Source organism: Paenibacillus sp. FSL L8-0436, from assembly GCF_038593025.1.
In the GTDB taxonomy this organism is placed as follows: domain Bacteria; phylum Bacillota; class Bacilli; order Paenibacillales; family Paenibacillaceae; genus Paenibacillus_AQ.
On record NZ_CP151955.1, the window covers coordinates 5303067 to 5328400 of the forward strand.

The following is a 25334-nucleotide window of genomic DNA, read 5'->3' on the forward strand; positions in this document are numbered from 1 at the left end:
CTGACAAGCCTTAACTTCACTCATTTGCTCAATCTTTGATGTGAAATAACTGATATCTAGTATCTCTGTCCCATCCTAAATCAAAAGGAACCCGATAACGGTCAGCGGTGTGTGAATTAACTAACGGATAGCCATAATCATCAAATCCGACAACGACGGAGAAATGATCCGTATCATCATCATGCAATATATAACCGATGAGATCCCCAGGCTTCAGCATGGAAATCGCACCTTCAGGGTATTTATCAGAGGGGCTGGTAATTTGCAGATAATTACCCTTAGCAATAAGCTTGCCATATCCAGATCTTATAAGGAAGCGACTCAAGGAATCTGTTTGAACCCAGGTTTGGGTTCCACCTGAATTTTTAAAATAACGCCAGTTCCCTGCCACAGCCAAACCCCCGCCCTCCTCAGCATCTCCGATGACCTGGGAAGCAAAATTTGTACAGTCCCCTCCTTTACTTGTGTAATCCAAATATTTGTTATTGTAACGATGCTGATTACCGGCCCCCCAAGCAGCTCCGGCATACTTGTTGGCATAACGGACAGCACGATCGCGGTTATACATTTTGCTGCTGGTATGATCGGATTGTGGCTTAACGGAAGGGGCTAGCCCGTCTAATCCTTCTGAAACTTTATCCGGATTTTCATCCAAAGGATCTAAGTACCATTCCCTGGAAACTTTCCAAAGTCCGTTTCTTTTTTTCAATGTAATGAAATGCCTTGTTCCAACTCCGAAAAATTGCTCTGGCAAAATTTTGTTTGTATAGATATATCCAACTTTGTGGGATTGCACCAGTGAGACTACAGCTTGATCTCCTGCAATACGCTGACGGACAATCCGAATAGTGCTTTGAGAATGTGTCAATTGAATAGCTCTTTTATTTGACCATTTATTTAAATACTTCATTCTGTTTTTTTCATGCTGCAGTGCAAGTTGACTGGCTTTATCATCAAGGTAATAATCCTTTACTTTTTGAAGGTCTTGGCTGATTATTGCTTCAGCTCTGACCCTGTATAAGTCATCCAATGCAGATTTAATTTCATGGTCCACCTTATTTTGTTTAGCAACTGCCGCATTTGCTGAAAATGGCAGAATGGTCATAACCAATATCATCACAACTATTTTGTATATATATTTTATGTGTGTGCTTCGTTTCATAGTTCCCCACCTAATTTAGCGAAAATAACCAATCTTTGTTCATGTTCCTTTTTCTTTCTACTGTAACGGCCAGTACAAGTGATAAGATTCAAACGGTAATCATCGCTTTTGCCGAATATGCGTTAATTTTTTCCCCGAATATTAATATCTCCACAATGATCTTTTTTAGAGAAGTAAATTAATCCCACCCCCTTGTTTTTGTTCCACTATTTAACATAAACAAAACGACATATTTCCTTATGCTCTGAGCAAAATACGGGCATGGAGGTGATATTAATGAAAAGACTGTATATGTTAGTGCTTATGACCTTGGTAATTGTTGTCCTTTCCACGGGCTGTGGTACTAAAAACAACACAACAAATGGATATAAGACTCAATCAAAGGAACAACATATGATTCATAAAGCCGATTCTACTCGCTCGGATAAGGTTGCCAAAGACCTTTCCAAAATTAGAGGAGTAGATAAAGCCACTCATCAAAGACATCGGGCGAACCGTAACTCACCCTTTACGTTAACTTACACCAGCACGAAATGGGGTGTCCCAAAAGCCATGAAATGGCTTGCCCGGGACACCCCATAGGTGCTTCATTATCACTTTAGTTCACCATAACTCATTGTACTAAATTCTATTCCAGAGGGATCATGGATCGAGCCGAGGCTTCATACTCTTGAGGGATGAATGGTTTGGCTGAAGAATAACTCAAGTTGGTATCCCCTATTTTAAAATATAAAAAAGCCACGCTGCTTTCATTTTCCGGAATCCATTTACCGGTTGCTTCATCGGTAAGCTGTACTTCTTTTTCATCGCCGCCCTCGACAGCAGGGCCAATGTCTTCTTCAGATTGAGCAATAGCCATATGCAGGAATTTAAGGATTAACGTATTCTCCTTCACCTCTATACCTTCAAAAGAATCGTCCGGCCCACCGCCGATTGTAGGGATATACACTTTTTTGACTCCAGCCATAATCTATAAGTTTCATAATGTTTTCAATTATAATAAATTTTTGTAAATCACTTTGCATAAAAGTGTAGAAGCACCCTCCGTACGGTTGAATACCGGCTGAGGGTGCTTCTTTTAATAAGACATGCTGCTGGTTACTTCAGGTAGGTACCCGTCACTCCAATTCCGCCGCTGCCGTTTAATACATACACTCTCGCATTTCCTTTACCGGAGCATGTCAGTGTAATCGTGCCGTTGGTTACGTTTTTCGAATCGCCGGTCACCGCATCCACGTAAGTTCCGTTCGGAATTCCGGTAAAAGTGGCATTGCCCGAAATCGTAACCAATGCAAAGCTGTCAATGCCTTTGGCGTTGTCGGTATATCTTCTCTTAAACGCCAGGTTGCCCGTTACATTCTCTGTAGAATACTGACCTTTCTGCAAAGCTGGAACCGCTCTTCTGATTAAATTGAGCTGTCTGATATGTTTGGCCAGAGGATAGTTGAGCGAGTCCGCAAGTGTTCCGGTAGCATTGGTATATCTGCCGAAATCTTGTACCGTAACACTGCCTTCAATATGGTCCCCGTAGTAAGCGCGGCCTGTTGTGCTGAGCGGTGCGTTTGGACCTACATCGATAACGGAACCCTTTTTAAATTCGATTTCAGAGCCATAGAAAATGGCAGGGATTCCCCGGAAAGTGAACATCAGAGCGAGATTCTCAGCCCAAGTGTCCTGTGTACCGGCAAAGCGCTGATTTTCCGGAGCCTGGTCGGGAGCATAGTCATGAGAGTCGATGTAGGTTACATTCCAGGTTGCATCGTTATAGAATTGGTCGCCGCTTTTCATACTGAATGCTTCCTGTGCTGACTTGAAGGCCCAATGCATAGGAAAATCAATTACATCCATACCCGATTTCATCGAATAGTCAGGCGCATGATAGGTATTTCCGATCAGGAAAGCATTGTTCGAGGTAGGCTGTCCTGCTGTAGTCGAGTTATCTGCCCACTCCTGTTCAACCGACGCTTTATTGGAAGCGTAATCATTTGTATTATCACCCGGATACGATTTCGAAGATTTCCAGGTGTAAAATGGTGTCGAAATTGCCGGAATCCCGCTGTTCCATACATCTCGGTAGCGGGTGGCCACTTCTCCAAAGATAAAGAAGTCCGAGCCGCCTCTTGTCTTCCAGGCAGGAATAAAGTATTTATTAAAAATATACCGGCTCACATGCTTCACTGTATCGAGACGGAAAGCATCCACACCCATATCAATATATTGGTTATAGGAGTCAATCAAATACTGGTCTACTACAGGATTTTCCGTGTTGAGGTCGACGCAGTCTCCGGCAATCTGTCCTGTCTGTACGGTATAAGATTCCCAGGAAAGACTTTTCTCCGTATGGTAAATGTTATTATTTGCCCCCTCTGTCTTCATTAAGGCAAGTCTTGCCTGATATTGCTGATCGGGTGTCATGGAATCATAGTTTGCCGGCAGCTTATCCGTTATTTTGAGCATGTTGTTAACGGTGTCCGGCTTGGTCTCATCTTTCTTGAACATGGGGAACAGATTCTCTTCACCGAAATTACCGGTATGATTAACGACGATATCCTGAATAACCTTCAACCCTTTGGCATGGGCCGCATGGATCAGCTCCTGATAGGAAGCGCCTGCCGATTCATACCTTGGGTCAACTTTGGCAAAATTGATCGGGTGATAACCATGATAATCATAACCGCTCGCATTCTCCACAACAGGTGTAATCCAGATGGCACTGAATCCGAGAGCTTTGATGTAATCGAGCTTTTGAATCAGCCCCTTGAAATCGCCTCTCCAAGCCGGGTCCGAATCCGGATTTCCCGCCTTGGCATCATCCCATGAGTGCTCGTTGTTGCTCGGATCGCCATCATAGAACCGCGAAGTGATCACGAAATAAATGCTGTCTTCCCGGAAATCTCCCGACTTACCAATGTTGTAGACAAAGCTTTGCGTGGTTTGATTGCCGGCGCCGTCTATCACAAGAAACTTCAATGTGGTGGTTTTGGAGATAAGTATTGAAGGTCCAGTCAAGCCGGACAGTGCATTGCCTGAAATATAGGCTTTAGAACTTGCGGATGGTTCCGTACCATCATCTGTGTAGTATGCCCTCGTCGTTGCTGCCTTGTTATCTTTTATCGTGAAGGATACAGTGACCTGGGACTCAGAATGCCCAACAGGTAAATTTGCTGTGATTGTCGGGGCTTGAAAATCGGCATTTAAGTCAATCACATAAGCGAAAGAGACTACATTTCCTGCTTGACCCAATGCGTTCACACCAAAGGCCTTGATGGTCAAAGAGGAAGCCACCTGAATTGGCGAGGTATACAAGGCTGATGTTGTCGTAGGTGTTGAGCCGTCTGTTGTATAGTAAATTTTATCGCCGCTATTGGTACTGGAAAGTTTCACTGTCTGGGCAGAATCGTATGTTTTCGGCGCAGGAGAGACTGAAACCACTGGAATTTTGGGGATTTCCGGGTTGGCTTCATACCACACGTTATCCGTGTAATACCAGGACTCCTTCACACTGCGGGACAAATCGCCCGTCTGTTTACCGCTGCCGTCATTAAAAATAAGACTCGCGCCCGCGGCATCAGCAATCGTATAGCTGTACCAGTCGTTCCCATCCGACTTCATCAGAATTCCGGGCCATGCCCCGCTTGTTGGAACGGTTGCCGGACTCAGATTCCAATAATGGATTCGCATCGCTGAATTCCAGCTTGATGGTTTCTTAATATGAACCGTTACCCCGGCTGCGATAGCTGTGGGTGTCGGTGTTACGGTTGCCGTCGGTGTTGGTGTTGGTGTTGGTGTTGGTGTTGGTGTTGGTGTTGGTGTTGGTGTTGGTGTTGCTGTTGCTGTCGGTGTTGCTGTCGGTGTTGCTGTCGGTGTTGCTGTTGCTGTCGGTGTTGCTGTTGCTGTTGCTGTTGGTGTTGCTGTTGCTGTCGGTGTTACGGTAGGCGACGGAGTAGCTCCAGGAGAGACGGTCACATAGTCGATATTAATGTTTCCAGTGTCCGTGGAGTCGTATTTGTAAGCAACCGTATTATTTCCGGCCTGCAAGGAGAGCGTTTCTGTCTGGTCGCCCCATGTATCCCAATTGGCCAAGCTTGGCAAAGTTGTCTGTTTTACTTTTATTCCATTGACATAAATGGAGAGGTTTTTGGCGCTGCCCGTTGCATTCGCATAGCGGAGAGTAGCATTATAGGCTGCCTGACTGGAAGCCTGGACGCTGAAAGTTGCAGCTGTTCCAGAGGCGGTGTATCCATCCACAAACCCGGTCCCGGAATATCCGGTGTGGTTTGTATTAACATTTGCGCCTCCAGACAAGCCTGCGTTCTCTGCTTCGTATTTCCCGGTAACCGGAATTGTGACCATCCAGTTTTTCCCGCCATTGCTATCCCAGTAATCTGTCGGGGCCGTAATATGATAACAATAAATTAGTGTGGCATCCTCCGGCACATTGATATTCGCCGTAAATGTGGTCCCATTCCTGGCCATGGCCGTGTCCACAGTATTCGTCCAGTTATTGGTAGTCCAGTGCAATGTCACAGCTGTCGCTGTAGAGCTTGTATAGGTGACCGTATAATCGGTATCGCTGGCCGAAGCCCCTCCTGATAAGCCGAATAAGCTGAAGCAAAGCGAAAAAATAACCAACCATGAAACTAAACTCCGAGCTGTTTTGCGTGCCAAATAAACAACCTCCTGATCTAATTTTAATGGGATAGCGTGGCGCAAACGTTTGCATTAAAGAGAAAAAAAAGAAAAGCTTTCAATTTAACAACATTGGTTCTTTCATCTCCTCCTCCGTTGGCAATTTGGAAAGATCCATCATGTGTATGCGCTTACAATTAGAGTCTTCAGGAAGTGTCCGCTACGCCGTTACACAGAGTTTCATATCTCCAATGAATTTTCCTGTTATGATTATAGTCTCCATACTTTTCCAGGTCAATGAATCTCTTTGCCTATTAATCTGTCGCTATAGCTACAAACTTCTCCGATCTTTTCGTCCCGATTGTCGATTGTTAAGCTACACTGTCAACAATTGTTGGGTCAGCAGTCCCCCTTTCCACATGCGCAAATAAAAAAACGCAAGACCCCCGCCTTTGTGGGTATCTTGCGTTTTTTTGAGTTATATAGATTGAACTTAAGGTTTTAGAGTACAGGATCAGTCGCAACTACGGTGAATATTTGGACTTCCGGCCGCTGTTGTCTTCAAATTTCTTGATTTTAACCGCTATTAGCGGTAGAAATCCGAAGACTGCTTATGCTTTCGATGATAGCTTTCCTTCGGAAAGCTTTCAGGCGGACACTACCGCTCCTCCAGTTCCAAAATCCCCCTCCATTGCTCCTTTTCCTTATCTCAGTTTTTAAGTTCAATCTATATAGCATTTATTGTCTTAAACAGCAGAAGACCGGAACTGAAACCACTGGAAGTCAAACTGGCTGCCTGGCAGGAACATGAAGGTTACTGTCCGGCTGCCACTTACAGGCTCGAGGATAAATTCCCGCTCTGTGTAGCCGTCTGAACCGGCAAACTCCACAAGCTGCTTGGATTCGCCCCCGGAACCGCTGAACAGCAGATGAAGCGTATTGTTCTCAAGTGCAGAGCGCCCGCAGATTACAATCCGTGTACAAACCTGCTCTCCAAAGTCCATGCCGTCAAACACGAGAGAGACGTTGTTCCCGATGCCTTCGATAGCTGTCTCCGTGACGTTGAAGGTGTCTCCGTAAATCCGGCTGTTCTCAAGAGCGGCGAGCCGTTCGTAGGCTTTGCGCTTGTGGACAAAGCGGAACCCTTTCAGATGTATCTTCCGCCGCAGGACAAAGGAGAGGGAAGTGATGCCCGTCAAACGTTTGGGCAGCTTGTAGGTTTCCTCCTGATATACATTCCATTGTGACGGCTTCTGATAGGTTACGATGGACAGCAGCCCGGCCCCCGGTTCTCCGGGAATGCCTTCCCAAATTTCAATCGGGAACTCTTCGCCGTCCAGGGAGAAAATAGGAAGAATGATTTCATCCGCCCCGTAGTCGCCGAAATCAATCCGTTCGAAACAGATCCGGCTCTCCCCTTCCCGCGCCGTAGCCACACCGCGATCGTTGCCGTTGGTCAGGTTAAGGCTGGCGCCGCTGTGATAGCCGGCGGATATAAATTCATAGGGGTCCAGATAAGCTTGCCCTAGCCCGGTGAGCTTGAATTCCATTTGCGAATAGAGCCGAATCCCCTCAGCACTGTTGGCAGTGCCGCAGCGGATATACACATCCCCATCTCCAAGACCGGTAATGACCGCTTCATGACCATCCGCCTCAATAGTCGCTATATTGGCATCTATCCCTCCGGCATTGGTAATGCGCCACTCTACATCCTGAAAGGTAGCATTCTCCGGATGAAGCTTCACACGAACCGGAAGCGCAGGATGCTCCGCAGTAAGGACATTGCCCTCAGGACAGATCAATTCCAGCTTGCGCACAGGAATTTCCGCAGCCAGACTGCTTTGAATTTCTTCCGGTTCTTCCCTTGCCTCCAAAGGACAGTCCGCATAGAGGTATAACCGGTCTTCCGCAGCAGTTCCATGCTCCGGTGCTGCGGACTGCAGCACAAGCCCGGCGGAAGGCATTTCCGGCGAAGAAGCACGCAGGAGGATCGTGCCCGCCTCCCGGGTGCCGGCAATCACAGCGAGCAACTTGCCGCTGAACATCTTGCGGCTTACACCCTTGTATGAATCGTAGTCGGTGCTATCGCCGTTATCCAGACCAACCAGACGTCCGGGGCCTTCTATACTAAGGCTAACCCGGTTATTGGCGTTTGCCACCGGAAGACCTTCCTTGTCAGCTGCGGTAATCGTAACAAAGATCAGATCCTCACCATCAGCCGTAATTTGCTGCTTATCGGGAGTCAGGACCAGAAAGGCGGCATCACCAAAGGAGGATTGCTGCTCCGTAGCGATCACATTGCCCAGATCATCATAGGCAACAGCACGGAGGACTCCCGGAGCATAAGGCAGCTGCCATTCTCCAAGCAGCTTGTGGCCATTGACATGATCAATGTCATAGGTGCCTTGGGATACATCATTGAAGAACAGCTCGATCCGCGGAGCATTCGAGCAAACCCGGACATCAATGAGCTGCCCCTCCGAAAAGTCCCAGTACGGGAAAATGTGGATCATCGGATGGGTTCTGTAATCCGTCCATTCCGCTTGATAAATGTAATAAGCATCCTTAGGAAATCCCGCCGTGTCCAATTGTCCGAAGTAGGAGTTTTTGGTGAAGTACGGAGTCGGCTCTCCTATATAATCGAAGCCGGTCCACAGAAACTGTCCGAGTGAATAGCTGGCATCGCGGTCGGCCGTGATGCAGGCCTCCGTGCTTTTGGCTCCCCAGCTGGTTGAGCTGTTGCCGAGGGAGGAGCACTGCTGATCATCGTCGGCCAGCACGGGCTGGGCCAGCGGGAAATGATAGATCCCCCGGCTCTGTACGGTTGAACAGGTCTCGCTGCCATAGATGATCCAGTCCGGATGCTCCTGATGCTGGCGGTCATAATATTTCTCCCCGTAGTTGTATCCCGCCACCTTGACAATATCGGCGCATTTCTGCGCATTCTCCCAAGGCATGTAGTTGGAGCCAATCGTTACGAAGGCGTTGCTCCGGGGATCATGGAAGAGCACCTCAGCCTGCAGCTGCCTTGTGAGCTCCTGGCCGCGGGCATCGGCATGGGTGTCGTAGATCTCATTGCCGATACTCCACATGATGAGACTGGGATGGTTACGGTCCCTCCGTACCCAGCTGGCCACATCCTTCTTCCACCACTCCGGGAAGAAACGGGCGTAATCATAGGGAGTTTTGCTGCGCTCCCACATGTCGAAGGCTTCCGAGACGATAAGCATACCCATTTCGTCCGCCAGTTCCATCAATTCAACCGCAGGCATGTTATGCGCGGTGCGGATAGCGTTCACACCCATTTCCTGCAGCAGGACGAACTGCCGCCGCAGCGCAGCCTTGTTGACGGCAGCGCCCAGACAGCCAAGGTCATGGTGCTGGCACACACCGTAAATTTTGACGTGGTTGCCGTTCAGGAAGAAACCTCTCTCACTGTCCAATTCCACCCGGCGGAATCCGAAGCTTTGCCGTTCTTCTTCGGTAACTTCATCCTGATCCAGCAGCTCCGTCTGGAGTGTATACAGACAGGGATTGCCGATATCCCAGAGCACTGGCCGGTCCACGGTCAGACGGCTGTAGGCATGAACGATAAGACCGCCGTCCTGCGCTGGGAGCGCAGATTCCCCTTGTGCGATTGCCGTTCCGCCCGCGTCCAGAATGGTGTGGCGGAGCTTCAGGCCTGATGTTTCCGCTCCTTCTTCCACCTGCAGCTCGCAGTCCACATCGACTGTCCAGGCTTCGCCGCCCGCATGCCGGGCGGCAATATAAATGCCATCGGGTGCTATGTGGGTCTTCGGATAGGTCTTCAGCCACACGGAGCGGTAGATCCCGGCACCTGAGTACCAGCGGGAATTGGGTGATTCGTGAATGATACGCATATTAATCGTATTGTCTCCCTCAATCAGATAAGGGGTAATATCGAATTCAAAGGTCGAGTATCCGTATTTCCATTCACCCGCCTCATGTCCGTTCACGTAAAGCATAGAATTCATATACACTCCCTCAAAACGCAGGGACAGGCGGCTGTGGGCTGGCACTTCGTCCAGGGTGAGGATTTTGCGGTACCAGCCTTCTCCGTTTTCATAGAGCCCTTGAGTGTTGTAGATCAGCCAATCATGAGGCAGCGAAACCGGCATCCAGTCCGCATCAGCGGCTACCTTCACCAGCTCCGAATGAAGCGGCTGTTTACTGAAATGCCAGCCAGCATTCAGTTTTCTTTTGATACTCATATGGATAAGATTCCCCCCGTTTGTGGATTGCAGAGTGCAATTAATTATCCTTTCAATGCTCCCACCATAACACCTTTAACAAAATATTTCTGCAAAAAGGGATACAGGAGCAAAATAGGTGCCGTTGTCACGATGATGGCCGCATATTTTAATGTCTCGGCAACGTCGCGGCTCTGGATCAGGGTTGTGGTCCCAAGCATGCTGGCATTGTCGTTCTCGAGAATAATGTTTCTGACCACAAGCTGTATCGGATAGAGATCCTGATCCCGCAGAAAGATCATTGCATTAAACCAGCTGTTCCAATGGCCCACGCCATAATAGAGAATCAGTACAGCAACAACCGGCATGGACAGCGGAATGAAGATCCGGAACAGGATCGTAAAATGACCGGCTCCGTCCAGAAATGCGGACTCCTCCAGCTCCTTCGGAATGGCCATAAAATAGGTCCGCATAATGATTAAGTTAAAGGTGCTGACAGCCGTAGGCAGAATAAGCGCCCATAAGGAGTCCAACAGCCCGTAAGATTTCACAATCAGATAGAAGGGGACCAGTCCTCCCTGAAAAAACATCGTAAACACGATAAAGAACATGATCGGCTTCTGCAGCATTACCCCTTCCCGGGACAGAAAATAGGCTCCGAGAGAGGTAAGCGTCATATTAATCCCGAGCCCCACTACTAATATGAAAAGAGTGTTTTTGAAACCTGACAGGATCGTAGGATTGCTAAGAACTGCCTTGTAGCCCTCCAGGGAAAACCCTTGCGGCCACAGCAGGATGCCATTGAACGAAATCAGTTGGTTGCCTTCACTTAAGGAAGAGAAGAGGATATAGAGCATAGGATACAGCGTCAGAATAATCAGCAGCACCATAATAATGGTATTGCAAATGTCAAAAATACGTTCACCGAGCGACGTTTTAATCATCGTTGTCCACCCCTTACCAAAGACTGTTGTTACTAGCACGTTTACTGAAAGAGTTGGCGAGCAGCAAAATGGTGAAGTTGATCACGGAGTTGAATAGTCCCACCGCCGCGCTGTAGCTGTAGCTGAATTCCAAAATCCCTTTACGGTAAACATAGGTGGATATGACATCCGCCGTCTCATAGATACTGGCACTGTATAAGAGAATGATCTTCTCGAAACCGACGTTCATGATATTCCCCAGCGCCAGAATCAGCATAATCATAATGGTCGGAAGAATACCCGGCAGCGTAACGTGGCGGATCTGCTGCAGCTTCGTCGCTCCGTCAATCTTGGCAGCCTCATACTGCTGCTGGTCAATTCCGGTGATGGCCGCCAGATAAATGATGGTTCCCCACCCGATCTGCTGCCATATTTCACTGATTATATAAATGGGGCGGAAGGATTCCGGTTGCTGCAGGAAGGAGATCCGGGCGCCGCCAAAAAAGGCAATGACATCATTAATCAGACCATCGGATAAGGTAAAATACCGGATGATTCCGGCTACAACCACCAGTGTAATAAAATGCGGCATGTAAGTGATCGTCTGTGTAATCCGCCGGAAAAGCGGGCTTTTTAATTCATTCAGCAATAATGCCAGAATAATAGGTGCGGGAAACCCGAATAGCAGGTTGAAAAAACTCAGCAAAACCGTATTCTTAATTACGCGAAAAAAGTAAATGCTGGAGAAAAACTCCTCAAAATGCTTGAATCCGACCCAATCGCTGCCCAGAATCCCTTTAGCCGGAACAAATTGCTTGAAGGCAATAATGGTTCCATATAAAGGAACATAGTGAAATAGAACATAGTAAATTACCACCGGAAGAATCATCAGGTAGAGCCATTTATTGCGCAATAAATCTTTGCCCAATCTGGTTTTCAGCATAACTTTCTCTCCTTTGCTGCAGTACTTAAGAAGGGGCCGCCCATTTTATCCTATTTATAGCGGCCCCTGCTGACAGGGTCTACCGTTTCATGTAACGCTCATAAGCTGCCTGCTGAATCTCCAGTGCCCGCTCAATGCCCATATCTTTCAACTGCTGAACATATTTATCGTAATTATCAACGGATTCGGTACCCAGAATAATTTTGAGCTCGATCTCTTTTACAAGCGCGTTAATGTCATTCATAATACTGCTCATTTCATCAGCTTCCTCGGCTGTTGGTGTAATCGGTGGAAGCAGATGGCTTTCATGATTGGTTTTCTTCCAGATATCGATGGATTCTGTGGTTTGCAAATATTTAGCTGGCAGATTATTGTCCTGCTGGATCATCGGGAAATTGGTTCCGTGCGAGTATTTCATCATGACCTGATCACTGCCGAGACCTTCCGGATTTTTAACCACCAGATCGGTATATGCAGGTTTGCCGTTCTCCAGAGTATACGTAGTGCCTTCAACGCCAAACGTATTCAGCAGGCTGCCTTCCTCGGTGTAGGCGTAGTCCAGCCAGCGCATCGCCGCTTCGACATTTTTGGCAGTGGCCGATATTGCGGCTGAGCTGGTGCCCGCATAGGCATTATCCAGTTGTCCGAACTCGGGGAGCTGGCCTTTGGCAGCAGACGGATAAGGAGCCGCCACAAAATTGGCGTTCGGATCGGTTTCCTGTGCAGCAGAGTTGTACTTCTCGATATAGAACTGCCAGCCAATCGTTGCCCCGCTTACTTTGGAGGTCATCTTCTTGTCTACCGTAGCCGAATCAATCGAAGCAAAGTCCTTGTCAATCAGCCCTTCTTTATACCACTGAGCCATCGTTGTCAGATAATCCTTATATCCGGGCTCCAGGTAACCGTACACTACTTTTCCGTCATTGATATAAAAGTTCCCCATCACTCCATAGGCCCCGGCAAAACCGCCGGTCCGTTCGCCCAGAAACATCGTACGGAATGTTACAGGCGCAGCGGCATTTTTCTTTTCTTTAAAAGCAGTCAGCACCGTATGCCATTCATCAATCGTTTCCGGAACAGCCAAGTTCAGCTCATCAAGCCAATCCTTGCGGATAATAGGGCCGCCATATACCCGTCCGGCCTCGGAGCGGATGAACGGGAAGGCATAATAAGTGCCGTCATCCGTTTTGATCATTTTATCGATTTCAGGATGCTCCTGGAGCGTCTTCTTCAAATTGGGTGCATATTGATCAATCAGGTCATTCAGCTTCAGAATGTACCCTTGCTCTACCGCTTTATCCGGACCGCCCGGATACTGCAGCCATGTATTCAGAAAAATATCCGGCAGCTCACCCGAGGCTAGCAGCAGGCTGAATTTCTGGTCAGTCATGGGTGTTCCGCCTAAATGCTTGATTTTAATCCCTGTACGCTTTTCATATTCGTCATCAATAGGCAGTTTTTCCGGAGTACCTCCCAATTGTTCGTTCATAAAGGTGAGCTCCGTGCTGCCAGACATCGGATAAGCGAATTCTGCGGCAGGCGTTTCATTGGAAGGAGGGTTAGAAGCGCTTTCATTATTGCCATTGCTTGAATTGCCGCATCCGGCTGACAGCAGAGCAAGACCCAACAACAGGATAACCGATTGGTGAATTTTTTTCTTTTTGAATGTTTTCATCAACATGACGACCTCCGTTTAATGTGATTTGATGACTTGTTGCCTCTACAATGTAAGCGGATTTATACGGGCAAACAATGTTCAATATGCAAAATCCATTGATCAAAACGCAAAAAGCGGATAGGCATTTTGAGTCCCTATCCTCCTTTTTGGAAATTGAAGATCCAGTTTGTTTATTGCAGATTCTTATATCGGCCAGGCGTGATGCCTTCATATTTTTTGAATACCCGGATAAACGCACTGCTGCTGGAGAAACCGACCCGGGAGGATATTTCTTCAATAGTGACCCCCTCCTGCAGCAGCGTTTTGGCCTCACCGGTGCGGATCTGGCTGATGTAATCATGCAGCCCTTGCCCGGTTTGTTCCTTAAATAACCTGGATACGTACTGGGGAGTAATGCCGAAATGGGCGCCGATCATAGATACGCTGAGATTGATATCCGCATAATTGTCCTTCACATACGCAGATACCTCTTCCCCAATTCCGGTATTGGTCATCAGAGTCAGCTTCTCATTAGCCATACCGCAGGCCATCCGCGTCAGCTCCATCAGCTCTTGCCGGAATTCCCCGCGTGTTGTGCAGACTAATAGACGTTTCATTGGACGCCATTCTTCCCACAGCTTAGACCGCTGGGCCTCTTGAGGAATTGCCTTCATAATCGAGCTGGTCAAATCAATCATCGCATACCTCACAAGCTCAATGGACACCTGGGAACCGAAAAACTGTGCCAGAATGGCATCCACCATAGCTGATGCTTTATCAAACTCCCCGCTTTTAATCAGGTTAATAAATACGACTTCATCATTGATGGAGAGGTAATAATCCGTTTCCTGCGGCTCAATTTCCCCATACCAAATAGACAGATTCTCTTCCAGCACCAGCCGGTATTCCTGAGCCTCCAGCGCCTGAAGATAACCCTGGTGCAGGCTGTTCAGTCCGGTGTGGCGCTCACTTCCGGCCATAACAATCTGCAGACGGTACTTCCGGTCAATAAACTCCAGTGTTTTGGTCAGTGCTTCCTCAATATCCTCTTTCCAGCTGGCTGAACGTTCAGCATTGATATTGATTACAGCTGCCAGCATGCCGTCCATTTCGGTAAAGCTTAGACTATGATGCCCGCCGGTGAAGTCCGTGATGATATTGGAAACGATGAAATTGGAAAGGCTTGGTGAAGGACTGCCTTCTCCCCCGCCCTGGATATAGAACAGCAGCACCGCGAAATCCTCAGAATCCCATTTAAAATGATGCAGTCTTGCCGCTTCCTCCACCGACAATCCATCTTCAGCCTGCCCTTTAAGCAGACGGGATAAATAATAGGTTTGCAGGACACGAAGCTGCCTGAACTGCCGGTTGTTAATGTCATCTCTTTCACGGATGGTGGCCAAAGCGCTCTCCCTGATGAAGGAAAACTCATCCAGCACCCGCTGTGTCCGCTCATCCTTGGCACCCGAGAACATATTCACTAATTCGCGTACAGGATTATAGTTCTTGCGGGCAAAATAAGAAATCACGCCGCCTCCGACCAAAAAGCAGAGCAGCAGCCCGAACAGGTTCAGATTGCGGATTTCCCGCGCTTTTTCCCAAAACACACTTGAAGGAAAGACGCTTATATATTTCCAGTCTGTTGTGTCCGAATCGATAAAAGATACCATGTTTTCAGTTCCGGCGATATTTATGAAAGAGGTTCCTGCTTTTTTGCCGCCTTCTTCGGTGTACGGCACGTTCTGAAAGCCGGCCAGGCTGTTATTCTGGAACAAAATTTGATTATTCTTATCTACAATATACACATCACCCTTATTGACCCAATCCACATTTTTCAGCATACTTTGAATTTTACTGCCGTTCAGCGGAAGGATAAGTGCCCCCTTAAATGCATTTTCCGCTCCGGCGCTTGAGAAAGGCTTCATTAAAACAACCTTGGTTTCCCAACGTTTGAATTGGGTGAAAGGGGTCAATGCCTTGCCCCCGGCAGACTCACCCTTCAACAGTGACAACCACTCTTCATAAGGCATACCGATCATTTGACGGTTCATCTCATAAAAGGTTTGACTGTCTACATAGGTCTCATCCGTCAGCACTTTGTCCAGACGGCTTGAATACAAATAAATTCCGCTCACAAAATCATTTGTCGATTTATATTTGCTTAACTCCTGACGGGTTTTGTAAATCTGAAAGGATTGACTCTTCTCTTCCTTGGTTGTCATGTTCAAGTATTTATTCACATCATTATGAATGGACAACTGCATAGCCATCTTCTCAGCCTGATCAATCTCACTGTCGACCGTATTTTGCATCTGCTTCAGCATCGCATGGCCTGCCCGCTCAATTTCATATTCAACGATTTGTTTAGTTTGCAGATATATAATAGCGCTAACAATAAGCGGAATAAGCATAATCACAGCATAGGAGACAATCCATTTGTAGGCCACACTTTTGCTGAACATCAACTTTTTTTGCTTCATATTCCGCACTCCCTTACGGTGTCTTAGCCTCTGTCCTTGCTAGATTTCAACTATATATATAAATGACCCGGAGGGCAATCTACAAAATGAACCTGATTGATTATTTGTAAACTTCCGCTTTTGCAATAGCCTATTGCAGTGAAAACTCAAAACCTCTTTATCGGCAGGAGGATACAAGGAGTGAACAGGCTGTTCCTCCGTCCTTTTGCTTCAAAAGAGGTTTCGGGCTTTATACGATTTGAAACACCGGCTGGTCTTTAACAAAGTGGACCGGAAGTTGTGGAAACTGCGATGACAGCCGCTCTGCCAGATAACTCATGCCGGACGCTTCACTCTCTGCATGGCCCAGCATAATCAAGGCTTTCTCCCGCCCTTGATGGGCTGCATCTCTTATATACTCTGGAGTCTCCCACTCCGGACCTTCTCCGGCTATGATTAAATCGAGGGACTCTTGTTCAAATAAGGGGATCACAGTGGCACCGCTGCCCCTGTAACCGACCAGTATTCCTACTCTGCGGCATGAAGTTGAGAGGCTGCCTGCTACACGCAAGTAAGGAATTTGAAGCTGCCGTTTCAGATATTCCGCAACCTCCGCAACCTTCATAGCAGGCATAGTCAGAATGGAGGCAGCGGGCTGATGTGACGAAACATATTTCTGCCAATCCAGCGCCCGGAGAAGGCCTTCAATGATCCCATCCGGTGTATAGCGGTGCAGGTAATCATGAAACCGGTAAATTCCCAGTCCCGAGCCTGCGATCAGATCAGCTTTTTGCTTATATACAGGGTCATGCATGAGCCATTCCCGGTGATCCTGATGACTAAAAAAAACGCCTTCGTGCGTGATGATCAAATTGGCGCCCAAAGCAATAGCCTGTTCTATGACATACTGTGAAGCGGAGAAGGCTGTAACGATTCCCTGCACCTTCGTCTCCAGGCATCCTGGCTCCAGCTTGTCTACAGTTCCATCAGGCGTAGCAATTCCTGCCGTTAATTTATCTATAATGCATCCGAAAGTAGGTGTCATTATGCCCTCCTAATATTTTGTGAGCATAAGCCTCATCGAGACTCTGGTCTATTCATTGGGATATACAATAACCTTCAGGCTGCCGCTTTTGTTATGAATGGCCCGTTCGAGCGCTTCGCGGGTTTCTGCCAGCGGGTAACGGTCTGTAATTAACACTCCTGCGTCCACGTCTCCCGAAGCCAAAAATCCGATTCCTTTGGGGTACGTATTGGCATATCGGAAGATGCCGTAAATGTCTATTTCGTTATCCGCAATAAAGGGCACATTAAGCGGTATCTCATCCTGTGCAGGCAGACCTACGATAGCCAGCCTTCCCCCGCGCCGTATGGAATATAGTGCCGACTGCAGCGCCTTCGGATTACCGGCAGTCTCCCAGGCCACATCTACGCCCGCCCCATCCGTTAATTGCTTGATGGTCTCTACCGCGTCCTCTTTCCTGATATTGATCGCATGCGTCGCTCCAAGGCGCAGCGCCGCCTCCAGTCTGACCTCCTCCAGATCGGTCACAATAATCCGGGAGGCGCCATGGGATTTGGCTGCCGCAACCGCCATCAGCCCGACAGGCCCCATCCCCATGATCGCCACCGTCTCACCTGCCTGCAGCCGGCTTCGTTTGGCCGCGTGGATGCCTACCGAGAAAGGTTCATTTAAAGCCGCTTCTTCAAAAGACAAATGATCGGGAATCCTGAACACCATATCCTCGCGGATCGCCAGATACTGTACGAATGCTCCGTCTACAGGAGGTGTCGCAAGGAACTGGACATCGGGGCAAAGATTGTATCTTCCAGCCTTGCAGGCGCTGCAGTGTCCGCAGGTCACTCCCGGTTCAACTGCAACACGGTCTCCGATGACTACTTTGGTTACCTTATCTCCTGCGGCAACAATAACTCCCGCACATTCATGCCCCAGAATAATCGGCTTCTCCACTACAAACCGCCCAATCCGGCCATGCTCATAGTAGTGCAGATCCGAGCCGCATACGCCAACGGCCATAACCTGGACGAGCACTTCATGATCGCCAACCTCCGGTACCGGCACTTCCTTAATTACGATGCTCCCGGGTTTGTCCATGACCGCTCCTTTCATGGTCAAGGGCAGCTTATCTTGTCTTGTGACTTGTGAATGCTTGCTCATGTCCGTTCCCCCCTCAGTAAATGACCCGTTTGCTGTTATCTTCGATGCCGCTCTTCCGGTAAAAGTACGTATTGATCTGGTCGCGCCATTCCTTGGCATGACCGGCCTGCTCCTTCAGGCGTTCCTCCACCTGCAGGTAAAGACCTTCTGCAACCTTGTCCTTTAGACTGGTCCACATCGACAACAGCTCTGCTGCACGCTCCGCACCTTCGAAGTGGGCATCATAAATATGCTGGATCACGGTTTTCCCGGAATGAAGCACATGGGTATATGGAACATGGTGGAAGAACAGCAGCAATTCATCGGGGCATTCCTCCAGAGAATCATAGTGCTCAGCATTGCTGCCTATATATTGGGCACTGTAGCCAGTGCCTGTCTTAACCGTCCGGTCTACACCGATTCCCCGATGGTCGGCATAATGATAGGTGCCCCACTGCGAATATTCATAACCGTCGACATTCGGTCCATAATGATGCTCCGGATTGATCATCCAGCCTACGCCCAGCGGTGCCGTGTAGGATTCATAAATCTCCCACGAATCAAGCAAAATCCGGCTAATGACGCCTGATACTACCGGGTCTGTGCCAAAGGTCAGCGAGATCCATTCACTGGCGATTTGCTCTGCCGTCAGCTCCGGATTCCAGGCCAGACGTCCGTATCCGTACAGATTCGCCTGTGCCAGCAGATGGCCGGTCCAATTCTTGTCATTGCCCACATTGGAAACCGCTGCAATACCACTGTAACGGTTGCCCCATAGTGATCCATCCACGATATGCTTTACAGGGGAAACCTCTCCTTTGGCATAGGTGTTGAATTCCATGATCTCTTTCCATTGGGGGACCAGATAACAGACATGGCGCTGCTGGCCGGTATATTCCTGGGCAATCTGGAATTCAATCACCTGATTGGTCCGCTCCAGCGCCCCGAACAGTGGCGATACAGGCTCTCTGACCTGGAAATCCATCGGGCCGTTCTTGATCTGCAGGATTACGTTATCGTTAAATTTGCCGTCGAGCGGTTTGAAATGGTCATAGGCTGCTCTGGCCCGGTCGGTCTTGCGGTCCCGCCAATCCTGCTTGCAGTTATAGACAAAGCAGCGCCAGATCACGATTCCGCCAAACGGTTCAAGCGCTTCGGCCAGCATGTTGGCCCCGTCGGCATGGTCCCGGCCATAGGTGAACGGACCCGGGCGGTTCTCCGAATCGGCCTTGACCACAAATCCGCCAAAATCGGGGATGGCTGCATAGATTTCTGCTGCTTTACTCTGCCACCACCTGCGTACTTCAGGGTCCAAGGGATCGGCTGTCCCTACTTCTCCTTCATGCATCGGACCGGCAAAATTAACGCTCAGGAACAGCTTGATCCCATACAGCCTGAACACATCGGCGATTCTTGAAACGTCGGGCAGGTACTTCGAAATAAACAGCGTTTCAAGTGCATGGACATTCACATTATTGATAGCAATCGCGTTGATGCCTGCCGAGGACATCAACCGGGCATAATCGCGGATACGCTCCAGGTCGTCCGTGAAACGGTTGTTTTCATACAAAAACGATCTTCCCGAATATCCCCGCTCCACACTGCCGTCAAAATTATCCCAATGGTTGATCATCCGCAGCCCATTTACTGGATTGACTACCTCGTCCAACCCCTCAATGCTCTGCAGGCTGCCGATCAGGCGCAGCAGGTGAAATACACCATAGAGAACACCCGCCGGTGATGAAGCGCCTACTGCAATGCAGTCATTTTCTTCACTGGATCGGATCGCAAAGCCTTCGGGGCCCACCTTTGCAAGGGTATCTTCAGCAAACACACTGGAAATTAATTCATTTCCTCCCTGGAAGGTACCGATGGCAATACACAGCCCATCCGGTTCGGATGACACCTTTATGCCCAGCATTGATTCAATACCTCTTTGCCATTCCTGAAGCGCAGCCTGAACCGTATCGTTCTTTTCGGCAGCCTTCACGGCCCCGCACCATTTCACGTATTGATGATATGCGTTCCCTTGCGGCAGCACCGGATAGCTTAACCAGGCATTGTATCCACTGTCAGCAAGAGTATGTTTATTATCGTTGGATGCTTTCATATGCAGAATTCCTCCTTGTTCTGGCCTGAAGTAATTTGACTTAGTGTACAGCTTCCCGGGTCAGCGACCGGTTCGCAGCAGAATCCTCCGCTTTCTCTATATCATATCTGACGCCGGCAGCCGGGAACATTGTCAAATCAAGCAGTTATTTACCCAAATCAAGCAGAACTCAGATATACTGATATAGACAAAACCGAACTCACACAATGGGGGGGCTTCTTGTGGTTTCAGCATTTCTGCCGCCTGTACTTGGACAAAGTATCAGCGAAACGATTATACCGGATGTAAAAACAACCCTTAATCTGTTCGGTATGCATTTGCGAAAGGTAAGTGGAGAGTGGGATTATCCCGTCCATGCTCACCCTCAATACGAATTTAATTATGTGCTTGAAGGAGAACAGCTGATTATTGTAAATAATCACAGCTATACTCAGCGGGCCGGAGATCTGGTCCTGCTAAGGCCCGGAGATTCACATTCCAGTCGAAGCGGCAATGGCAAGCCCTTCACCTATTTCTGCATTCATTTTGATATCGATGACAAGATTCTGATCTCCCTGCTGAGCCGCCTGAATCATGTTCTCTTTGAATCCGACAGCACCATTGCCCATAAATTAGGTCCGGTTCTCTCTAAACTGGTGGAGATTTCAAAGTCAATTGCCGGAGGTATTACGATGTCCCAGCGAATGCGGCTGCAGTCCGCAGTTTTCGATCTGTTCGCCCAGCTGTGGGAGGCCTTTTCCATTGATGCTCATTTATCTTCGTCCACTACTTATGAGAAGGTAGAGCTTGCCCACCAGATCCGCAGCCGCCTGCAGGGACTTGTCTATCAGCAATTCAAGCTGGAACTGCCTTACGACAGCCATTACGGCATTGATGACATTGCTGCAGAGCTTGGGATCAGCGCCTCACATTGTTACCGTGTATTCCGGCAAGTCTTCGGCATGTCGCCCAGAGTTTTTCTGTCTGAGCAAATGCTTCATGAAGCAAAGGTACTTCTGGATGACCCCAGCTTATCCGTGAGCCAGATTTCGGGTATTCTGGGTTACCGTGATATTGCCCATTTCAGCCGGCAATTCAAACGCTGGTACGGTAAATCACCGCGCGAGTATCGGGGATCAACGGACGAATAAGCGTAGGACAGCCCTAGTTTTTTGAGCAGAACAAGTTTCTGCAATCTTAAAAAAACGCAAAAAAAGAAATCGCCTTTTTGGTAAAATGGAAGTGCCACCAACCATCTCAAAAAGAAGCGATTTCTTTGTATATTCAATATAGGATAAACTCGGGAAATTCAGTCTACCTTCGCACCATAGGAGCGCATAAAAAGAACCGCTTGCTCTCTGTCCATCCGTGCTCCCCGGATATTCAGCGTCTTCAAATCAATCCCCTCAAGAATGGCCCCCCGCAAATCCTGTTTGCCCAGCTTGGTATGCCTCAGATTAGTATAGGACCAATCCCCCTGACTCAGGGTAATCCCATCCATCTGGGCGCCCAAAAAGTCCGAGCCGGTCATTTTACAAGCGTTAAATTTGGTAACGAACAGGTTGGCGCCATTAAACTTGCAATTCTCAAACGCGGATTCATTATGAATAGAGGCATTCAACGCTGCACCCTTAAAATCACATTCATTAAACCGGCAATAGCTTGTATCAATCTCTTCCATAGAAGTATTCATAAAGGTGCAATGTTTGAATATACAGCGCAATAGTTCGCCATAGCGCAAATCGCGTCCATCAAAATGCACCCCGGCAAATTCCTGATCCTCATACTGATACATACGATAATTCCTCCGGATTAATAAAGTTATTCATACTTAATTTTTCTTCTTCCGCGGCGCTGCTTTCTTGCGGGCTTTGCTCTTTGCTGCAAGCTTTTCCTCAGCCAGCTTATGGATTCCTTCTATACGGAGCTGCTCTTGGCGGATCTTTTCTGCCGCCAATTGCTCCCTTTTCAATTGTAAATCTGCAGCAGCTTGTTCCTGAAAAGAAGGATTGGCTGTTTTCAAATAGCGCTCAAAGGCTTCCGGATACAGAAAGCTTTTTTCACCAATGGCTTCCGAAAATAACACGCTTATCCGTCCGTCGATATGGCTGACGACAATTCCATGGCCATACCCGGTATGATAGATTTGTTCATTTACCCAGTTCATTGCGGCAATGCTCCTTTCATCCACTCTGCACATAACTTTTATCCAGCTCTTTTTTTAAATATTGGCCGGTATAGCTCGTTTCAACAGAAGCTACCTGCTCCGGTGTGCCTGTGCATACAATCGTTCCACCTTCCGCTCCACCTTCAGGTCCCAGATCAATAATGTAATCTGCATTTTTGATCAAATCCAGATTATGTTCAATAACGACTACGGTATTGCCCGCATCGGTTAACGAATGCAGCACATCAATCAATTGATGCACATCTAAAAAATGCAGCCCGGTCGTCGGCTCATCCATGACATAAATAGTAGACCCGGTAGCCGGCTTCAGCAGCTCTGCTGCCAGCTTTACCCGCTGCGCTTCCCCTCCGGATAATGTGGTGGACGATTGACCGAGTTTAATATAACCGAGTCCCACGCTGCAGAGCGCTTCGATCTTTTTGCGGATTTTAGGAATATTCTCAAAAAACTGAACTGCTTCCTGAGCCGTCATTTCCAGTACATCCGCAATACTCTTGCCTTTATAGTGAACCTCAAGCGTTTCACGGCTGTATCTTCGCCCTTTGCAAATACTGCAGGGCACATAGACATCCGGGAGAAAGTGCATTTCCACCCTAATCAGTCCTTCGCCTGCACAAGCCTCACAACGGCCCCCTTTTATATTGAAGGAAAACCGTCCCGGGCCATAAGCACGAATCTTTGCTTCATTGGTGAGCGAGAACAGCGTGCGGATATTATCAAACAAACCTGTATAGGTGGCCGGATTGGATCGCGGGGTGCGTCCGATCGGTTGTTGGTCGATATTGATGATCTTGTCCAGATGCTCCATTCCTTCTATGCTCAGGTGGGCTCCGGGAACGGTATGAGCCCTGTTGAGCGATGCTGCCAGCTTTTTGTACAGGATTTCGTTGACCAGACTAGACTTACCTGAGCCTGAAACCCCTGTGACACAAGTGAACGTACCGAGTGGAATCGACACATGAATCCCCTGCAAATTGTTGGCGGCAGCCCCTGTAATGGTTAACTGTTGCCCAGTTCCGGTACGGCGCGTTTCAGGTACGGGGATCTGCTTTTGCCGGGAAAGATACTGGCCCGTAATGGAGCGGGACTCCGCCAGGATGTCTTCAAGTCCCCCCTGCACAACCACTTCACCGCCATTCGTACCGGCATAAGGTCCAATGTCCACGATCCAGTCCGCCTGCCGTATGGTATCCTCATCGTGTTCCACGACGATTAAGGTGTTGCCGAGATCACGCATTTTTTTCAAAGCCAGCAGCAGGCGGTCATTGTCCCGTTGATGCAGCCCAATCGAAGGCTCGTCCAAAATATACAGTACACCCATCAGTCCGGAACCGAGCTGCGTCGCCAGACGAATGCGCTGGCTTTCACCGCCCGATAAAGTTCCGGCAGCTCTGGAAAGCGTTAAATAGTTCAGCCCTACGTTGTTCAGGAACTGATATCTGGAATCAATCTCCTGAAGAATAGAACCGGCAATCTTGGAATGTTCTTTCGACAAGCTCAGATTTCTAATTAATTGCAGCTCCGCGTCAATGGATAACCTGCAGAATTCCGATATATTCAACCCATTAACAGTGACTGCAAGAACAACTTGGGACAGGCGGTCACCGTGACAATCCGGACAGGGCAATACGGACATGTACTTTTCAATTTCTTTTTGCATCGCCTCAGAGGGTGTCTCGCGGTAACGCCGCTCCAGATTGTTCACAATGCCTTCAAAGGATTCTTTCACATATTTTCTTAAGGCCTCACTGGGATGGTACACTTCAAGCTTCTCTCCACGGGTGCCATACAGCAGCGCATCCAGTGCTTCTTCCGTAAGCTCGCCTAGCGGAGTGTCGAAATCAAAGCCATACCTTGTTCCGAGCGCTTTATAGTACATTTTGCAAAAGGAATTACTCTTGACATTGTTCCAGCCGTTGGCCACAATCCCGCCTGAGTTGATTGAGCGGCTCTTGTCTGGAATAACCTTGCCCGGATCGACCTTCAAATGCGAACCCAAACCTGAGCAGGCTGGACAAGCACCCTCATGATTGTTGAACGAGAACATACGCGTGGATAACTCCGGCAGTGAGATCGAGCAGTAAGGGCAGGCATAGGTTTGCGAGAATAAGGTCTCTTCACCACTGGCGGTTTGACGAATAACGACCAGATCGCCTGAGAGCGATAATGCCGTTTCCAGGGAGTCTGACAGCCTTTGAACATCTATGTCCTTCACTATCAGACGATCAATCACTATTGCGATTTGATGTTTTTTATTTTTGTCCAAGCGTATTTCACCGGATAAGTCATGAACCTCCCCATTCACCCGGACCCGGACATATCCATTTTGTCTGGCCTGTTCGAATACATGCTGATGCTCTCCTTTTTGGTCACGGACGACGGGAGCCAGTATTTCGTATTTTGTTCCGCTAGGAAGACTGCTGATCTGTTCCACAATCTGATCCACAAATTGGCGTTCAACCCTTCTCCCGCACGAGGGGCAATGGGGAATTCCGATCTTGGACCACAGCAAACGCAGATAATCATAAATTTCCGTAACTGTCCCCACTGTTGAACGCGGATTGTTTGAAGTCGTCTTTTGCTCGATGGCTACCGCAGGTGAAAGTCCGTCAATAGAATCGACATCCGGCTTGCCCCTAAGCCCCAGAAATTGCCGGGCGTAGGACGAGAGCGATTCCACATAACGCATTTGTCCTTCGGCATACAACGTATCAAAAGCCAGACTCGATTTGCCCGATCCGCTTACCCCGGTAAAAACTACGAATTGGTTGCGCGGGATGTTAAGGCTGACATTCTTCAGATTATTTTCCCTGGCTCCGTGAACACTTATATATTTATGCATAAGGCCTCCTAATTTGAACAAAAAAAACACTCTTAAATAAATTCTATCATATGCATGTCAAGGGTTTTTACCA

The 25334-nt window shown here is 48.3% G+C and carries 16 protein-coding genes; 2 read left to right on the plus strand and 14 right to left on the minus strand.

All coding sequences use genetic code 11. The features are described from left to right. Positions 1 to 28: 28 nt before the first annotated feature. Positions 29 to 1162 carry an amidase domain-containing protein gene (locus tag NSS79_RS24450; protein WP_342436487.1) on the minus strand — a complete coding sequence of 378 codons (1134 nt, stop codon included), beginning with the start codon at positions 1160 to 1162 and terminating at the stop codon, positions 29 to 31. Positions 1163 to 1438: 276 nt separating this feature from the next. Between NSS79_RS24450 and NSS79_RS24455 the strand changes: the two genes are divergently transcribed. Continuing rightward, complete coding sequence (locus NSS79_RS24455) at positions 1439 to 1744, plus strand: hypothetical protein (RefSeq protein ID WP_342436488.1); 306 nt, start codon at positions 1439 to 1441, stop codon at positions 1742 to 1744. 46 nt (positions 1745 to 1790) lie between these two features. On the opposite strand, the gene NSS79_RS24460 is transcribed toward NSS79_RS24455, so the two are convergent. The 10 genes from NSS79_RS24460 to NSS79_RS24505 form a co-directional block, all read right to left on the minus strand. Next, positions 1791 to 2129: a hypothetical protein gene (locus NSS79_RS24460; RefSeq protein ID WP_342436489.1), complete on the minus strand. Its 339-nt coding sequence runs from the start codon at positions 2127 to 2129 to the stop codon at positions 1791 to 1793. Between the two features lie 131 nt (positions 2130 to 2260). Continuing rightward, complete coding sequence (locus tag NSS79_RS24465; protein ID WP_342436490.1) at positions 2261 to 5830, minus strand: alpha-amylase family glycosyl hydrolase; 3570 nt, start codon at positions 5828 to 5830, stop codon at positions 2261 to 2263. 707 nt (positions 5831 to 6537) lie between these two features. After that, a complete protein-coding gene (locus NSS79_RS24470) occupies positions 6538 to 10023 on the minus strand; it encodes a glycoside hydrolase family 2 TIM barrel-domain containing protein (protein ID WP_342436491.1) in 3486 nt (1161 codons plus the stop codon). A gap of 44 nt (positions 10024 to 10067) precedes the next feature. After that, positions 10068 to 10946: a carbohydrate ABC transporter permease gene (locus tag NSS79_RS24475; RefSeq protein ID WP_076113812.1), complete on the minus strand. Its 879-nt coding sequence runs from the start codon at positions 10944 to 10946 to the stop codon at positions 10068 to 10070. A gap of 13 nt (positions 10947 to 10959) precedes the next feature. Then, positions 10960 to 11868, minus strand: a complete 909-nt coding sequence (locus tag NSS79_RS24480; RefSeq protein ID WP_342436492.1) for an ABC transporter permease subunit — start codon at positions 11866 to 11868, stop codon at positions 10960 to 10962. 79 nt (positions 11869 to 11947) lie between these two features. Beyond that, positions 11948 to 13543, minus strand: a complete 1596-nt coding sequence (locus tag NSS79_RS24485; RefSeq protein WP_342436493.1) for an extracellular solute-binding protein — start codon at positions 13541 to 13543, stop codon at positions 11948 to 11950. 173 nt (positions 13544 to 13716) lie between these two features. After that, positions 13717 to 16005 carry an AraC family transcriptional regulator gene (locus NSS79_RS24490; RefSeq protein WP_342436494.1) on the minus strand — a complete coding sequence of 763 codons (2289 nt, stop codon included), beginning with the start codon at positions 16003 to 16005 and terminating at the stop codon, positions 13717 to 13719. Positions 16006 to 16234: 229 nt separating this feature from the next. Then, positions 16235 to 17029, minus strand: coding sequence for a Nif3-like dinuclear metal center hexameric protein (locus tag NSS79_RS24495; protein ID WP_342436495.1), 795 nt, complete (start codon positions 17027 to 17029; stop codon positions 16235 to 16237). A gap of 48 nt (positions 17030 to 17077) precedes the next feature. After that, positions 17078 to 18163 (minus strand): NAD(P)-dependent alcohol dehydrogenase, encoded by a 1086-nt coding sequence (locus NSS79_RS24500; RefSeq protein ID WP_342436496.1) that lies wholly within the window; start codon positions 18161 to 18163, stop codon positions 17078 to 17080. A 13-nt stretch (positions 18164 to 18176) separates the two neighbouring features. After that, a complete protein-coding gene (locus NSS79_RS24505; protein WP_342436497.1) occupies positions 18177 to 20252 on the minus strand; it encodes an alpha-glucuronidase family glycosyl hydrolase in 2076 nt (691 codons plus the stop codon). 221 nt (positions 20253 to 20473) lie between these two features. Between NSS79_RS24505 and NSS79_RS24510 the strand changes: the two genes are divergently transcribed. Next, entirely contained in the window at positions 20474 to 21382 is a 909-nt protein-coding gene (locus tag NSS79_RS24510; protein ID WP_342436498.1) for an AraC family transcriptional regulator, read from the plus strand. A gap of 158 nt (positions 21383 to 21540) precedes the next feature. Here NSS79_RS24510 and NSS79_RS24515 read toward each other — a convergent pair whose 3' ends face one another. The 3 genes from NSS79_RS24515 to uvrA are packed head-to-tail and all read right to left on the minus strand — an operon-like array spanning position 21541 to position 25261. Beyond that, positions 21541 to 22026 (minus strand): pentapeptide repeat-containing protein, encoded by a 486-nt coding sequence (locus NSS79_RS24515; protein WP_342436499.1) that lies wholly within the window; start codon positions 22024 to 22026, stop codon positions 21541 to 21543. Positions 22027 to 22062: 36 nt separating this feature from the next. Next, entirely contained in the window at positions 22063 to 22398 is a 336-nt protein-coding gene (locus NSS79_RS24520; protein ID WP_342436500.1) for a hypothetical protein, read from the minus strand. 16 nt (positions 22399 to 22414) lie between these two features. Then, positions 22415 to 25261 carry an excinuclease ABC subunit UvrA gene (uvrA, locus tag NSS79_RS24525; RefSeq protein ID WP_342436501.1) on the minus strand — a complete coding sequence of 949 codons (2847 nt, stop codon included), beginning with the start codon at positions 25259 to 25261 and terminating at the stop codon, positions 22415 to 22417. Positions 25262 to 25334: the final 73 nt, after the last annotated feature.